Raw genomic sequence first — 15632 nt, forward strand, 5'->3', positions numbered from 1 at the left:
TCCTGGTGGTACCACCCTAATTTAAAGCACAGCTTTACACTCAATTCATGATAACGGTATGAACCGCTGTATGAAACAGAACTAAATCGGCAGGTTCACTTGAAGATGTCAGTAGGAACTTCTCAGCACCGTTCCCTCTCTGTTAAAGATCGATTCAAGCTACTATTCCAGATCTACGTTGATCCTTGTTCGTTGATTTTTCATCAGTTTACCTGTAAATGAAGGAGAAAGCAAGTTGTTCTGATTGCCTTTTTGGCGCCTTTTGCTTAAGGATTGGAATGGCAGTATTTTTCTATTTTTACAGCTTGCGAGTTATGAAAGGCTATGCTAATATATTTGAAGAAAAAAATAGACTTGTATAACCTCAATAATATGGTTTGAGGGTTTCTACCAGGATCCGATAAATCCTGATTACAAAAGCGCGCTTTCCTTTTTTGTAATCAGGGTTTTTTTGTTTGTCTGCACCCTGTATCAAAAGTGAAAGCGATGATATAGAGAGAAGGGATGTTAGACATGAACTGGAGAGTATATTTATTAGCCGTTTCTACTTTTGCGGTTGGATTAGTTGAGCTTGTGGTCGGGGGCATTCTGCCAAGCCTTGCAGAGGATTTGAATGTGTCTCTGGCAACAGCGGGGCAGCTCATTACGGTATTTGCGATTGTGTATGCCATTTCAGCACCCGTGCTGCTGACCGCCACAGCCAAAATCGAACGAAAGCGTCTTTATTTAATCGCGTTATTGGTGTTTACATTAGGAAATGTGTTCACTTATTTTAGTTCGACCTTTGCCCTTGTGATGATCTCACGGGTATTGATCGCAATGAGCACAGCGCTTGTGGTGGTGTTATCTTTGACGATCACTGCCAAATTAGTGGAACCAGCGCATCGTGCAAAAGCATTAGGATTGATTTTTATAGGAATTAGTTCTTCACTTGTTCTCGGTGTACCGATCGGTATTTTTATTACAGAGAGCTTTGGCTGGAGAGTGATGTTTTTAGGAATCAGTATTCTTTCTGCTATATCGATGGTGCTGATCTATTTTCTATTGGAAAAAATGCCTGTTGAAAAAGTCACGCCTCTTAGAGAGCAGATTCGTTCTTTAGGGCATCCGAAAATTTTTAGTGCACACCTGATTAGTTTGTTTATGCTTGCAGGACATTATATGCTTTATTCTTATTTCACGCCATTTCTGATGGAAGTTCTGCATATGACCCCGTTTTGGATTAGTATTTGTTATTTGGTCTTCGGGCTTGCGTCTATAGGAGGGAATGGGTTTGGCGGCTGGCTGAGTGACAGACTGGGTTCAGGGAAAGCCATTTTGCTTGTGACAATAGCGTTTGCGGTTGTCATGTTTACCATTCCTTATACAGCGGGTGTGTTCGTGCTCTTTATGGTGATGGTTGTCCTTTGGGGTGCGCTCAGCTGGGCATTGACGCCTGCTTTGCAGAGCTATTTGATTCAAACAGATCCGGTCACGTCGGATATTCAGCAGAGCTTAAATACATCGGCCTTGCAAATCGGCATTTCGATTGGATCAGCGGTTGGCGGAGTCATGTTTACGATGACCGGTTCATCTGTTGATCTGGCTAAATTCGGTGCTGTGTTTGTACTGATTGCCTTTAGCTGTGCGGTGATTTCGCTTAAGAGACCGCCGCTTTATATGGATCGTCAGCATCATGCTGAATAGAAGACAAAGGGCTAAAATCAAGATCATTTTAGCCTTTGTCAACAATCTATGGCTGCCTAAAGATAGGCAGCTTTTTTATGTTCATTTCAAATTCAAAATACCATTCTATTCAAAAACGGCCATTTCGCTGATTGGTTGGAAGCCGGCACGTTGGTAAATATTTTTGCCGTCCGCTGATGCTTGTAAGATGACACACTTTTGTTTATTCTCTGTCTGGGTTAGAAGGTAATGAAACATGTCACTGCCAAGTCCTTTTCCGCGGTGTTCTGCCCTTGTTATGACATCATAAATACCGTAGCTGTCGTTTGTCTCGAATAATAAGCCTGTTGTGACCGGCTTATGGTGTTCATATCCCACGAACAAGCGGGCTTTTGAGTGTAATGCTTCAATCGAAAAACGCTGGAAATAAACTTCTAAGGCGGCGGCCTCAGTCGACCCTTTGAATAGTTCAATAAAGATATGTTTGTAATCAAAGAGTGTCTGCTCATCAAGTACTTCCTTGATTGTAAGTGATGAGGATGTGACTGGATCAATATCACCTGTATGCTCAAGCATCATGATGGTATTGCGTTCGACCTCTTGAAGCTCATATTCCTTCAATAAGTCAGCCCAATCAGTATGGAGTAAATGGTGATCGATCCATGTGCTGAAGATGAGTTTCTGTGACCGCATGTGTTCAATGGCTGCTTTCACTTTTTTCGGATCTTGGATTTGAGCTGATGTGGGTAAGAGCAAATTGAACGTGTCAGTCGATATATGAGTATTGGATAGAACGAAATCGTCAGTTGAGAGAAAGGTTCCGTTCACAGCAGAAGAAAACAGGTGTATCTTTTCTTCTAATTGGCGAATGGCCATTTGTTGTTCGGGTTTCATTTAGCTCACCTTTTCATTATGATAAATTGGATGATATCATGATTATAGCATGTGACAGGATGAGGGGAATCTAGTAAAAAAGTACATATGTAATTTTCGGGTCTGTTGACCTATTATTTTACTCGCGTCGACATTTCTTTTGACTCCTTTCTTAATTATTAGTACCATTTTATTAACCAGTTAAGAGTGGAGGTTCAGATGGAAACAAAAGAGCAGATTGTATTAAAAGCGATTCAAGATCTGATTATGCATAGGGAAAAGAGACGGAATGATCCAACAGACCCACTGATTACCACGACTGATACACTCAAACAAGAATGGACACTCACACAGCTTCACATTTTATCCATGATTCAAGCCAATCCAAACGAATCAAATAATACATTTCTATCTCAACAACTGAAACTATCAAAGCCAGCAATTACAAAGGCCGTGAAAAAACTAATTGAAAAAGGCATGGTGGACTATTGTCACCGGCAAGGGGATAAGAAATCTGTCTATTATTCTTTGACAGAGAAAGGGCAGCAATTGGCTGCGTTGCATGATGAACTACATGATAAAGCCGTCACGTCCTATTTAGAATTTCTCCATCAGTTTCATGAGGATGAATTACAAGTCATTGAGCGCTTCTTAAAGGCTTGGAAAGAAAAGATATAGATAAAAAACCGAAACCATCGCACAAAAGGAGATGATGGTTTCGGTTTTTTTATGGTAAAATTAACATATATTAACGTTGTTCTTGGCCATGATGAAAGGGAGGGAGCCTCATTGGAGAAAGAAATGATAGAAAATTATAAAAAATACGCATTCATCATGCCATTCGTGGGATTGTTTGTCAGCTTGCTATTATTTGTTTATTTTTTTGGCATCACAGGAGTTGAAGGATCAATTTGGGCTGCTGCTTTGTATTGTGCTCTGCCCTTTTTAGTGAATACGATATGTTTCTTGCCTGTATGTATTTATTTTAAAGTCAGCAAAAAAAGTGAGGAACATACATGATTGTCGTCAGTGCTTGTCTTGCTGGGATGAAGGTTCGTTATAATGGCAGCCATCGATTAGATCAGCGTATTGAAGAGCTTGTTCAAGAGGGAAAGGCTGTCACAGTTTGTCCTGAGTTGCTTGGCGGCTTCTCCACGCCAAGACCTCCCGCGGAAATCATTGGCGGAGACGGACATGATGTATTACAGGGTCTCGCCTCCGTGATTGATGTGCATGGAACTGATGTCACGGAGATGTATGTAAAAGGTGCGACGGCCACGCTGGAACAGGTTCAGTCTCTGAAAGCGACAGCAGTTGTGTTAAAAGAGTACAGCCCTTCCTGCGGCAGCCGGATGATTTATCGCGGTGATTTTAACGGCAGGACAAAAACTGGGGATGGTGTGACATCCGCCTTGCTAAAACAGCATGGGATTCGGGTTTTCTCTGAGGAGGATGATTGGATTTCGCTGTTTTGATAGGTGTGGTGAATAGAAGGAGGAGTTAGATTGAAAAAGTGGATAATTGGTTTAGTCGTCATTATTTTATTAGGAATTGGTCTTTATTTTATGATTAATGCAAAAACATACTCTTTTGATGATGTGGCCTCAATTGATCAAAACAAGGTGACTTCGATTCAAATTGAGCATGATAATGAGCGTGTTATGGTGGAAAAGAAAGAGGATATTCAAAAGCTACTGAAGGAATTTTCAGGTGTGAAATTAAAGAAAACGAATGAGGTTAAAAAAGCCTCAAAAGAGTCTTATTGGATTAGAGTGTATGAGAACGAAAAAGAAATTTATGGATTTGTCTTTTATGATCAAAGCTTTTTAGAGATATATGATTTTTCTAAAACAAAAGATCAAACCAGCGAATATCAAATCGTTGACGCCAATCAAGTTGATATGGGAAAATATATCAAATAACTCAGTCAGAATGTCATGCATGATCAATAGAAAATTCGGGTATAGTGCTTGGTAAGTAAAAAGGAAGCGGAGGTTTGTTTGATGAGTGGATTAACAGATACAGTCACATTAGCAAACGGAGTAAAAATGCCGAAGCTAGGCTTTGGTGTATGGCAAGTAAAAGATGGAGATGAGGCTGTAAATGCCGTCAAAGACGCTCTTGAAGCGGGCTATCGCAGCATTGATACAGCAGCAGCCTATCAAAATGAAGAAGGGGTAGGCAAAGCCATTCAGCAATCAGGCATCTCTCGCGATGATCTATTCATTACGACAAAGGTCTGGAATAATGATCAAGGCTATGAATCAACACTCGAAGCCTTTGAAACAAGTATGAACAAGCTGGGGCTAGATGTATTAGACCTTTATTTAATTCATTGGCCTGTTGAAGGCAAATATAAAGAAACATGGAAAGCGCTAGAAAAACTATATAAGGATGGACGCGTTCGAGCGATCGGAGTGTGTAATTTCCATCAGCATCATTTAGAGGATTTATTGGAAGAGGCAGAAGTTGTGCCAATGGTGAATCAAATCGAGCTGCATCCGAAGCTGACGCAGGAGCCTTTACGAGACTACTGCAAATCGAAAGGAATTCATGTAGAGGCGTGGTCGCCATTAGGCAGCGGGAAGCTTCTAAACCATCCTGTTCTTCAGGATATCGCGAAAAAACATGACAAGTCAGTAGCGCAAGTGATTCTTCGCTGGGACTTGCAGCATGGCATTATCACCATTCCAAAATCTGTGACGAAGAGCCGAATCATCGAAAACACAGAAGTCTTCGATTTCGAGCTGTCCACACATGAGATGGGTGTTATTGATCAGCTCAATGAAGATGAGCGCACAGGTCCAGATCCAGATAACTTTAATTTTTAATCGAAAGAAAAGCACAGGTGCGATGCCTGTGCTTTTTTATTTGCCTTCATGTGTAGACATTTTTTGAGGTTGAAAGGTCTCAATGATTTGAATGGCGTCGATAATCTTTTCTTTATCATAGTCTCCAATCAAACAAAAGGTTTCATTTTTACGTGCAGCATGGTTTGCCACTGTAAGTGCCGCCTCGTCCAGCTGAGTTGTAATACCAAGATCGCGCATATTTTTAGGTAATCCAAGTGTTTGGTAGAGTTCAAGTAATTCCTCTACCTCGGACATTCGGTTTTCTGCGGCAAGCTGGACAAGGATGCCATAAGCCACTTTTTGTCCATGTAACACATGATGCGTTTCTTCAATAAATGTCAATCCATTATGAATGGCATGGGCTCCTGCCATTCTTCCATAACGTCCCCCATAGCCTCCGACTGTTCCGGCTAACGTAATAATCGTATCTGTCACATCTGCAAATGCTTGTGAAAACTGACCTGTTTTTAAGCTGTTCACCGCTTCTTCACTATGAGAAAGAAGAATGTCTCTAACATATACCGCCTGCTTTAGTGCAGCATGCACCATGAGCGGCAAAGCGCCTTTTGTGTTACGAATAATCGCTTCCGCTTCATACCATTTTGCCAGCGTATCACCAATTCCGCTTTGAAGGTAGGAAAGAGGAGAGGAAAGCAAAAAAGTATGGTCAATTACGGTGAGGTAGCTGGATCGTTTATGATAATCGACTCTCATGAAATTGCCCTTATCATCATAAATGACGCTGAGTGGTGTAGAGGCAGCACAAGTGCCGGGAATCGTTGGTACCATGATAACTTCGATTTGAAGAGCATCTGCAACTGATTTGGCGGTATCTAAAATCGTTCCGCCTCCGATGCCGATAATCACATCTGACCCGTTAAGCTCTTCTGCGATCCGTGTGACCGCATTGGGTGAACTGTATCCTTTGTGCTGAATGACAGGCCACTCGGTCGGCAGCTTTGTGTATTGTGAAAAAGCTTGGTATGAATCATATCCTGTCACCACAGCAGGTGACTGAAAAGCAGATACAAGGGAATCTAGTTCATGATATATTCCCTTTTGAGAAATAAATTGGTTAGGACCGCTTCTGACAATATCCTCTGGCTGGATCATGGATCATCATTGCTCCTTTACTACATCATATTATTCATAAATCATCTCATTTTACAGAAAGTTCTGTCAAATAAATATGAGAAGAAAGACCCTTCCGTTTTATGGAATTAAGCCGCCGACATTGCCTTTAGGTATGTATTTCCTGTATGATAAAGAATGGTATGTTTTGATTAAATTTAAGAGGTGTTTATATAGATGGAAAAACAATATCGCGTTTTACTTTACTATCAATATGTCCCCATTGAGGATCCAGAGACGTTTACAGCTGAGCATTTAGCATTCTGTAAGGAGCTTGGTTTGTTAGGCCGTATCCTCGTGTCAGCAGAAGGCTTGAATGGAACAGTTTCTGGAACCATTGAGCAAACGGACAAGTACATGCAAGCGTTAAAAGAAGATCCACGCTTTGCGTCTATGCCGATCAAAATTGACGAAGCAGATGGTCATGCATTTAAGAAAATGCACGTCCGCCATCGGAATGAATTAGTGAACCTTAGCCTTGAGGATGACGTGAATCCGTTAGAATTAACGGGGAAACATCTTAGCCCGGTCGAATTTTACGAGCAAATGCAATCACCTGATACTGTTGTGATTGATGCACGTAATGATTACGAGTTTGATGTGGGTCACTTCAGAGGGGCAGTCCGTCCTGATATTGAGACATTCCGTGAATTACCTGAGTGGATTCGTGATAATAAAGAGATTCTTGAAGGGAAAAAAATCCTGACTTATTGCACAGGCGGCGTACGCTGTGAGAAATTCTCCGGCTGGTTAAAGCGTGAAGGCTTTGAAGATGTCTCTCAGCTTGACGGCGGAATTGTCACTTACGGAAAAGACCCAGAAGTACAAGGAAAGCTATGGGACGGTCAATGCTATGTGTTTGATAATCGCTTAACAGTACCAGTGAATCAAACAGAGCATGTGGTTGTCGGAAAAGATTTCTTCACTGGTGAGCCTTGCGAGCGTTATGTGAACTGTGCGAATCCTGCATGTAACCGCAAGATGATTGCCACTGAAGAGAGTGAGCATAAGTATATGCGCAGCTGCAGTCATGAATGCCGCACAAGCGAACGGAACCTGTATGTGAAACAGCACAATTTATCTGAAGAGGAAGTTCAAGAAAGACTAGCTGTCATTGAAAAAGAACAAGCGATTTCACAAGGATAGAGGGAACCCCCTCTATCCTTTTTTTCTATACATGGCGGGGGTTAGAAGGGAGAGGAAGTCATTTCCTCTATCTTTTTTGTTTTGTTTTTTTCAAAATAAGGGTAAAGGTAGTTATTCAGTCTAATAGATTGAACAGTTAAAAAAGCGCTTTCTTTTGAAATAAGCATGTTCGACTATTTCAGAAAATGAAGAATTGAGAGATAATATAACAGGCGAAAAAATGAACAAGGGTAAAGGTTCATTAGAAGAAATATTTGCCAGTGAAATGAAAAGTGAGCTGCTTTGAAAGAGAGATGCTTGCTTGACACATGCTCTGTATTTTAATCGAAAGGTGTTATGAACATGAATCATTTGCATCGTAGGATGGGAACTTTCGCTTTAATGATGGTAGGTCTTGGCTCAATCATTGGTTCAGGATGGCTCTTCGGTGCTTGGCGAGCGGCTCAAATCGCCGGCCCTGCTGCTATTTTATCCTGGCTGATTGGGATGGTTGTGATTTTATTTATCGCTTTGTCTTATAGTGAACTCGGATCGATGTTTCCAGAGGCAGGCGGAATGGTGAAATATACGCAATATTCACACGGATCTTTTATTGGGTTTATTGCAGCTTGGGCGAACTGGATTGCCATCGTTTCTGTCATTCCTGTTGAGGCGGTTGCTTCTGTCCAGTACATGAGCTCGTGGCCTTGGGAGTGGGCAAAGTGGACAACCCATTTGGTTACAAAAGGGGTGTTGACGACAGAAGGGCTTATGGTTGCCAGTGTGCTTCTTGTGATTTACTTTCTGCTGAATTATTGGACAGTTGGGTTATTTTCAAAAGCGAATACATTCATTACCGTGTTTAAAATTGTCATTCCAGGATTAACAATTGGTGCGCTCTTATTCGTAGGTTTTCATAGTGAGAATTTTACTTCTGGAACAAGTATTGCTCCTAACGGCTGGGCGAGTGTGCTGACGGCTGTTGCGACATCAGGGATTGTGTTTGCCTTCAATGGCTTCCAAAGCCCGATTAATATGGCCGGTGAGGCAAAAAATCCAGGCCGGTCGATTCCAATCGCCATTGTCGGATCGATTTTTATTGCAACTGTGATTTATGTCCTTTTACAAGTCGCCTTTATCGGTGCTGTTGATCCATCTATGATTGTGAATGGATGGAGCCATTTGAATTTTAACTCGCCATTTGCGGACCTTGCCATTGCGCTTGGGATTAACTGGCTTGTTCTGATTTTATATGCGGATGCATTTGTGTCACCTTCTGGTACAGGCATTACGTATACCGCAACGACGTCTCGTATGATTTATGGAATGGAAAAAAACAAATACATGCCAAGTGTGCTTGGCCGTCTGCACCCTATTTACGGCGTGCCTCGTCCAGCAATGTTTTTTAACTTAGCCGTATCGTTTATCTTTCTGTTTTTATTTAGAGGCTGGGGTGTGCTTGCTGAAATTATCTCTGTCGCAACGCTCATTTCTTATTTGACTGGACCAGTGACCGTCATGACGCTGAGAAAGACAGGGACAGATTTATATCGACCGCTTCGAATAAAAGGACTCAGCATTATCGCTCCTCTCGGTTTTGTCTTTGCCTCATTGACGCTGTATTGGGCAAGATGGCCGTTAACAGGTCAGGTGCTGTTCATTATTCTCATTGGTCTCCCTATCTATTTTTACTATCAAGCAAAAGCGAAGTGGAAAGGCTTCGGCCGGAACTTTAAAGCGGGTGCTTGGATGGTTGTGTACCTGCTTGTGATGATGACGATTTCCTGCCTTGGCAGTGACAAATTCGGGGGCTATAACGTCATTCATTATGGCTGGGACATGGCACTGATTACAGTGGTTGCTCTGCTATTTTATATGTGGGCACTCAAAAGTGGATATGAAACAGAATTTTTAGAAGATGCGAAAAAAATTAATGATGAGCTGCGTGCTTCTCAGAAAGAAGCTGCGGCAACCAAAGAATAAAGAAACGGCTGCCTGAACATTGCGGGCAGCCGTTTTTATTTGGATGAATGATGCATCACATGATGCTTCAGCCAAGTGGTGACGCCGCGCAAAACGGCAGCTGTGACAAGTGAAATGAGCACATATCTCCAAAGCTGACCTAAGCCTTGTCCACTCAGCCAGAACACGATGCCTAGAATGATGAGGGTGAACATGAGAAAGAATAAAAATGATGCAGACCAGAAAAAAGCCTTCATAGAAGGTCACCTCCTCTGGAGTAATGTATGCAGGCTGATGCACGATCAGACCAGTAATGATGAGGTAGAATAATTTATGAATTATATTGCAAAAGTCAGATAAAAACACCAAGTGATTTGACAGTTGTGTTAAGATGAGAGCATATTTTGAGTAAAGTTGTTGGTGATAGACGGAGGTGTTTGGAAATGCAGATTCAAAAGGTTCTAAACAATAATGTCATTAGTGTCATAGATGAACAAGGGAAAGAAATCGTCGTCATGGGCAGAGGCATCGCTTTCAAGCGACGTCCCGGCGACCCGGTGGACGAAGCGTTAATTGATAAAGTCTTCCGCCTAGAGGATCATTCCGTTCACGAGCGGATGAAAATGCTGCTTCAAGAGGTTCCGTATGATGTGGTCAAGGTGACGGAGGAAATGATCCAATATGCACATACAAAGCTGAACCGAAGATTAAATGAAAGTCTGCATGTATCGCTGGCAGACCATATTCATTACGCCATCGAACGGTTGAAGAAAAATCATCTGATTGAGAATTCGCTTATTTGGGAGATTAAACGCTTATACAAAGATGAATTTCTTGTCGCAAAGGACTGTCTTGAGATGATTGAAGAGCGTCTTCATATTGAACTGCCTGAGGATGAAGCAGGTTTTATTGCGATGCATATCATTAACGCAGAGCTCAATGAGGATATGAATACGACGGTCAATATTACAAAGGAAGTCAATGCTATTCTCACCATTGTGAAATATCATCTCAACATGGAATTTGATGAAGACTCACTCAACTTTTATCGTTTTCTCACGCATTTGCGCTTTTTCGTCCAGCGTCTGATTAATGAAACACTGCTTGTCAGCGAAGATCAGGACTTATATCAGCTGATCAAAGTGAAATATCCGAAAGCATACGATTGCGCAAAGAAAATCGCAGAATATGTCTATCAAACCTATCACCGAGATCTCACATCAGAGGAGATGCTGTATCTATCAATTCATTTGAATCGACTGATCAAACGAGAAAAATAATGATAGATTTTAAAAGAAAGCGTTGACATGAGAAAAGGTGAGTGGTACTATTTGCTCATAAACATAAAAGAATACGGTTTCACAATGATCGTCTTAGAGGATTGTGACTGTTCGGCAGGCAAAACCTAAACGTTCACTAAAAAAGCGCAACAGCAAGCTGCGACTATTTTTGGTGCCCGTTTAGGTTTTTATTTTGCCCAAAAACGTATTTTTTTCAAAAAAAGGGGGTTTTTGTATGAGTCATCGTCAATTAGCAGAAGACATTATCAAACACATTGGCACAGAGAAAAACGTTCATTCATTGGTGCATTGCGCTACAAGACTTCGCTTCACTTTAAATGACAGATCAAAAGCAGATAAAGCGGCCATTGAAAAATTAAATGGTGTCGTCACAGTCATGGAAAGCGGCGGCCAATTTCAAGTGGTCATTGGTAATACCGTACCTGAGGTTTATCGAGAAATTGGAGAGTTTACAAATCTATTAGAGGATTCCTCTGCTTCATCTGCAAAATCAGGTGAAGAGAGCACAAGCCTTTTCGGAAAATTCGTCGACATTGTATCGGGGATTTTCACACCACTTCTCGGTGTCATGGCGGGTGCAGGTATTTTAAAAGGTCTCTTAGGCATTTGCATCAATGCGAAATGGTTATCTCCTGAAGATACGTCGTATCAAATTTTATTTGCTGCGTCTGACAGCTTGTTCTACTTCCTGCCATTATTGCTCGCATTCACTTCTGCCAGGAAGTTTAAAGCGAATCCGTTTGTCGCTGTGACGATTGCAGGTGCACTGATTTACCCAACTATTCAAGAATTGTCAAAAGGCGGCGGAGATGTGACCTTCTTCGGAATTCCAGTCGTCTTAATGTCTTATACATCTACGGTCATCCCAATCATTTTGGCAGTGTTTGTCATGGGATATATCGAACGTTTCTTTAACAAAGTCATTCATGAAAGTGTCAAAAACTTTATTACACCACTCATTTTACTTGTCACGGTTGTTCCGCTGACACTCATCGTATTTGGACCATTTGGTGTGTATGCAGGGAATGGCATTGCAGCTGTTTTGCTGAAAGTATTCTCCTTTAGTCCTACACTTGCAGGTGCTTTAATTGCGATGGCTTGGCAGATTCTTGTCATCTTCGGTATCCATTGGGGACTTGTGCCAGTGATTTTAAATAATATCGCAGTCCATGGGAAAGATCATATCAAGCCGGCAACTGCGCCAGCTGTATTCTCACAAGCAGGTGCTTCCATCGGTGTTATGCTGAAAACAAAGAATAAAAAGCTGAAATCCTTGGCTGGATCAACAGCAGTTTCTGCCGTGTTTGGGATCACAGAGCCAGCTGTATACGGGGTCACGCTTCGTTTGAAAAAACCATTTATTGCAGCTGTTATCTCTGCCGGAGTCGGTGGTGCAATCATCGGTTATTCACAAAGTATTGCGATTGCGTCAGGTCTTCCAAGTTTACTGACACTTCCGATTTTCTACGGTCAAGGCTTTACAGGGTTCATCATCGGAATCTCGGTCTCGTTCGTCCTTTCTATCATCCTAACCTATTTGATTGGATTTAAAGATCCGGTAGATGAAGATGAAACGCCGGCAGCCGCTCCTGCACTGGCAATTGAAAACGAACATGGGGTCAAAGCAGCTCATGTGAAAAGTCCTTTAAAAGGCGAGGTCATCAAGCTGGAGGAAGTGCAGGATAAAGCATTCTCATCTGGTGCACTAGGAAAGGGCGCAGCCATCATTCCATCAGAAGGAAAGCTGTTTGCACCAGTATCAGGAGTTGTGACAACGGTGTTCCCAACGGGACATGCGTACGGTCTTACCTCTGAAAGCGGAGCAGAAGTACTCATTCACATTGGGCTGGATACTGTACAATTAGGCGGAAAGCATTTTACCCCGAAGGTTACTCAGGGGCAAACCGTAACAGAAGGTGAACTGCTTGCTGAGTTTGATATTGAAGCTATCCAAGCAGCCGGTTTGTTAGTCACAACACCAGTGATTATTACCAATTCCGGTGAGTTTAGCGATATTATTGAAACAGAGGAGAAGCAAATTGCTCCAGGACAATCATTTTTACATCTAGTTTAATCAAGAGGAGGAAGAAATCATGAGATATTCAACACTAGCATCATTTCCAAAAGACTTTTTCTGGGGCGGATCTACTTCCGCCTATCAGGTAGAGGGTGCATGGAACGAGGATGGCAAAGGGCCTTCTGTCATTGACATGAGAGCCAGTTATCCTGAAGGCACAACGGATTTTAAAGTCGCAAGCGATCACTATCACCGCTATAAAGAGGACGTGAAGATGTTTGCAGAAATGGGTTTGAAGGCTTACCGCTTTTCCATTGCGTGGACACGGATCATTCCAGATGGAGATGGGGAGATCAATCAAAAGGGGATTGAATTTTATCATTCTCTCATCGATGAATTGCGCAGCTATGACATTGAGCCAATCGTGACAATGTATCATTTTGATCTGCCTCATGCGCTTCAAGTAAAGGGCGGGTGGTCAAATCGTGCGACAGTGGATGCATTTGAACGCTATGCCGAGGTGCTATTCAAGGAGTATGGTCAGAAGGTGAGATATTGGCTGACCATTAATGAACAAAACATGATGATCTTACATGGATCAGCGCTTGGTACACTTGATCCAAATTTAGAAAATCCAAAAAAAGAACTGTATCAGCAGAATCACCATATGCTCGTTGCACAGGCAAAAGCCATGACGCTCTGTCATCAAATGCTGCCTGAAGCGAAAATTGGACCAGCACCAAACATCGCGCTCATTTATCCGGCTTCTCCAAAGCCTGAAGATGTGCTTGCTGCGGCGAATTACAATGCGATCCGCAACTGGCTTTATCTTGATATGGCGGTGTTCGGGCGTTATAACAACCTTGCTTGGGCGTACATGAAAGAAAAAGACATTCTTCCTGTCATCGAAGATGGAGATATGGATATTTTGAAAAGCGCGAAACCAGACTTTATTGCCTTTAACTACTACACCTCTCAAACGGTTGAAGCGAGTAAAGGAGATGGCAACGACGAATTTGCACGCGGCGGAGATCAGCATTTGAAATCCGGTGAAGATGGCGTCTACAAAGGCGGCAACAACCCATTCTTAAGCAAAAATGCGTTTGGCTGGGAGATTGACCCTGTCGGTTTCCGTTCAACGATGCGTGAGATTTACGACCGTTATCAACTGCCGCTTATTATCACAGAAAACGGATTGGGTGCGTTCGACAAGCTAGAAGAAGATGGATCGATTCAGGATGATTATCGAATTGATTATTTAGAGAAGCATATTGAACAAATCAAATGGGCAATCACAGACGGCGTCGAGGTATTCGGATATTGCCCGTGGTCAGCCATCGACTTAATCAGCACACACCAAGGATGCTCCAAGCGCTACGGGTTCATCTACGTAAACCGCGACGAATTTGACCTAAAAGACCTCAAAAGAATTCGCAAAAAGAGCTCTTATTGGTATGAAACCTTGATTCAACAAAATGGAGACAACATCGGGAAGTAACATATGAAAAAGCCAATCACCTTATGCGGGTGGTTGGCTTTTTTTCTGTTCACTTTATTGGCAAGATCATATTGTTCGAGTTGTTCTAAAATGATAGCTGATTTTAAAAGCCTAATAAACTGTTTTCTTTTATAATCCGAAGAATATCACAATCCATTTCGCTGTTTAGAATGCTACATCAGTTGGTAGACCCAGGCAGCTTGTATTTTTAGTTTGGGCTTCTTTAGATTGTGGTGGGAATATCTTGCCCCATTGTTTAGGATTATGCATTTCGGCTTGTGTCATTTGTCTACCACAGAAATTTTCACCAAAACGAAGTTCTAAAAAATAAAAAAATGATTGCGGACACCGCAACCAAAAAAGGAATTTTCTTAAATCTATCTTAAATCCATTGATACACTCATTTTAATTTGATAACCTTTATTTTGGAATTTAATACAAAAGGAGGAAATATAAATAAAATGTTCAAAAAAACACTTTTAATCCTAATTACCCTAGCTCTTGTCATGTCAATATGGACTCCATTTTCATCAGAAGCATCAGCGGAAACACACTTTATCAATTCACAAGAATTAGAAGCATTAGTAACACCTACAGTTCTACAGAATGAACAAGCTACCAAAGAATTAGACGAACTTGAAATGAAAATGGGAGAATACATAGAAAACCTTCCATTTACAGAAAAAGAATTCGAAAACATGTCAGAGTCAGAACAAAATAAATTGATAGATCAATATTTCAACAATGAAGAATTTTTATCTTTAGAAAACCGAATGACACAACTTGGCTCCAAAAGTAATCAGAGTGAAATCACAACACAAGCACTACCAGTATTCTTCGTACCAATCGCAATGACCGTAGGAAGAGTTGCTTTGTGGGCCATAAGATCAAAAGGCGCAAAAGTTGCACTGAAGTATTTGAAAAACAGAATAAAAGGTTTTGGGAAGAACTATCATATCGATTGGTATGTAAAAAATAGAAAAGGAAAAGTCGAGAGTCTCGTAAAAGTGTTCCATAAAAAAGGAAAAAAGAAAATACGAGTATTTGCAGTTGATAACGGAGTCATACCACTAAAACCAGGGTCATCAAACTGGTACTGGCATTTTCATGTAGCTCCAAAAATTCAAATACACCATGCTCTTAGAGCATCAGTACCAAGTAAACACAAAGCTGTAAAAGGTAGAACAATACTCCACTAAAAAAGAGAA

The 15632-nt window shown here is 41.5% G+C and carries 15 protein-coding genes, 1 riboswitch and 1 other annotated feature (1 of these 17 cut by a window edge); of the genes, 12 read left to right on the plus strand and 3 right to left on the minus strand.

Going from position 1 to position 15632, the window contains the following annotated elements; all coding sequences use genetic code 11:
• Nucleotides 1–185: a binding site (T-box leader), on the minus strand; it reaches 12 nt to the left of the window's first position.
• Nucleotides 186–334: 149 nt separating this feature from the next.
• Nucleotides 335–434: riboswitch (purine riboswitch) on the plus strand.
• A gap of 79 nt (nt 435–513) precedes the next feature.
• Nucleotides 514–1686 (plus strand): MFS transporter, encoded by a 1173-nt coding sequence (locus NSQ72_RS01320; RefSeq protein ID WP_064498748.1) that lies wholly within the window; start codon nt 514–516, stop codon nt 1684–1686.
• Between the two features lie 105 nt (nt 1687–1791).
• On the opposite strand, the gene NSQ72_RS01325 is transcribed toward NSQ72_RS01320, so the two are convergent.
• Nucleotides 1792–2559, minus strand: a complete 768-nt coding sequence (locus NSQ72_RS01325) for a GNAT family N-acetyltransferase (RefSeq protein WP_341083096.1) — start codon at nt 2557–2559, stop codon at nt 1792–1794.
• A gap of 198 nt (nt 2560–2757) precedes the next feature.
• Here NSQ72_RS01325 and NSQ72_RS01330 point away from each other — a divergent pair, with 198 nt between their 5' ends.
• From NSQ72_RS01330 to NSQ72_RS01350, 5 genes are all read left to right on the plus strand, one after another.
• Nucleotides 2758–3216, plus strand: coding sequence for a MarR family transcriptional regulator (locus NSQ72_RS01330; protein WP_341083098.1), 459 nt, complete (start codon nt 2758–2760; stop codon nt 3214–3216).
• A gap of 111 nt (nt 3217–3327) precedes the next feature.
• Nucleotides 3328–3558, plus strand: coding sequence for a hypothetical protein (locus NSQ72_RS01335; RefSeq protein WP_052468281.1), 231 nt, complete (start codon nt 3328–3330; stop codon nt 3556–3558).
• A complete protein-coding gene (locus NSQ72_RS01340) occupies nt 3555–4013 on the plus strand; it encodes a DUF523 domain-containing protein (protein WP_330545886.1) in 459 nt (152 codons plus the stop codon). Before NSQ72_RS01335 ends, NSQ72_RS01340 begins: the two co-directional genes overlap by 4 nt.
• A 30-nt stretch (nt 4014–4043) precedes the next feature.
• On the plus strand, nt 4044–4460 hold the full coding sequence (locus NSQ72_RS01345; protein WP_338593850.1) for a DUF5301 domain-containing protein: 417 nt from the start codon (nt 4044–4046) through the stop codon (nt 4458–4460).
• Nucleotides 4461–4541: 81 nt separating this feature from the next.
• Nucleotides 4542–5369, plus strand: a complete 828-nt coding sequence (locus tag NSQ72_RS01350) for an aldo/keto reductase (RefSeq protein WP_341083102.1) — start codon at nt 4542–4544, stop codon at nt 5367–5369.
• Between the two features lie 36 nt (nt 5370–5405).
• Here the strand turns inward: NSQ72_RS01350 and NSQ72_RS01355 are convergent, their stop codons facing one another.
• A complete protein-coding gene (locus NSQ72_RS01355) occupies nt 5406–6503 on the minus strand; it encodes an iron-containing alcohol dehydrogenase family protein (RefSeq protein WP_082672179.1) in 1098 nt (365 codons plus the stop codon).
• Nucleotides 6504–6698: 195 nt separating this feature from the next.
• Between NSQ72_RS01355 and trhO the strand changes: the two genes are divergently transcribed.
• Both trhO and NSQ72_RS01365 read left to right on the plus strand, forming a co-directional pair.
• Complete coding sequence (trhO, locus tag NSQ72_RS01360; RefSeq protein WP_039176148.1) at nt 6699–7667, plus strand: oxygen-dependent tRNA uridine(34) hydroxylase TrhO; 969 nt, start codon at nt 6699–6701, stop codon at nt 7665–7667.
• Between the two features lie 342 nt (nt 7668–8009).
• Complete coding sequence (locus tag NSQ72_RS01365) at nt 8010–9629, plus strand: APC family permease (protein WP_151283960.1); 1620 nt, start codon at nt 8010–8012, stop codon at nt 9627–9629.
• A 35-nt stretch (nt 9630–9664) separates the two neighbouring features.
• Here NSQ72_RS01365 and NSQ72_RS01370 read toward each other — a convergent pair whose 3' ends face one another.
• On the minus strand, nt 9665–9865 hold the full coding sequence (locus NSQ72_RS01370) for a hypothetical protein (protein ID WP_341083110.1): 201 nt from the start codon (nt 9863–9865) through the stop codon (nt 9665–9667).
• Between the two features lie 186 nt (nt 9866–10051).
• On the opposite strand from NSQ72_RS01370, the gene licT reads away from it, so the two are divergent.
• The 4 genes from licT to NSQ72_RS01390 all read left to right on the plus strand — a co-directional run bounded on the left by licT (nt 10052) and on the right by NSQ72_RS01390 (nt 15623).
• Complete coding sequence (licT, locus tag NSQ72_RS01375) at nt 10052–10888, plus strand: BglG family transcription antiterminator LicT (protein ID WP_048238207.1); 837 nt, start codon at nt 10052–10054, stop codon at nt 10886–10888.
• A gap of 235 nt (nt 10889–11123) precedes the next feature.
• Nucleotides 11124–12983, plus strand: a complete 1860-nt coding sequence (locus tag NSQ72_RS01380; RefSeq protein ID WP_341083112.1) for a beta-glucoside-specific PTS transporter subunit IIABC — start codon at nt 11124–11126, stop codon at nt 12981–12983.
• Nucleotides 12984–13002: 19 nt separating this feature from the next.
• The gene (locus NSQ72_RS01385; RefSeq protein WP_341083114.1) at nt 13003–14424 is read left to right on the plus strand and encodes a glycoside hydrolase family 1 protein; all 1422 of its coding nucleotides are present in this window, start codon (nt 13003–13005) and stop codon (nt 14422–14424) included.
• A gap of 461 nt (nt 14425–14885) precedes the next feature.
• Complete coding sequence (locus NSQ72_RS01390) at nt 14886–15623, plus strand: hypothetical protein (protein WP_341083115.1); 738 nt, start codon at nt 14886–14888, stop codon at nt 15621–15623.
• Nucleotides 15624–15632 lie beyond the last annotated feature (9 nt).

The sequence above is a fragment of the Bacillus sp. FSL R5-0659 genome (genome assembly GCF_038008785.1).
Taxonomy (GTDB): domain Bacteria; phylum Bacillota; class Bacilli; order Bacillales; family Bacillaceae; genus Bacillus; species Bacillus safensis.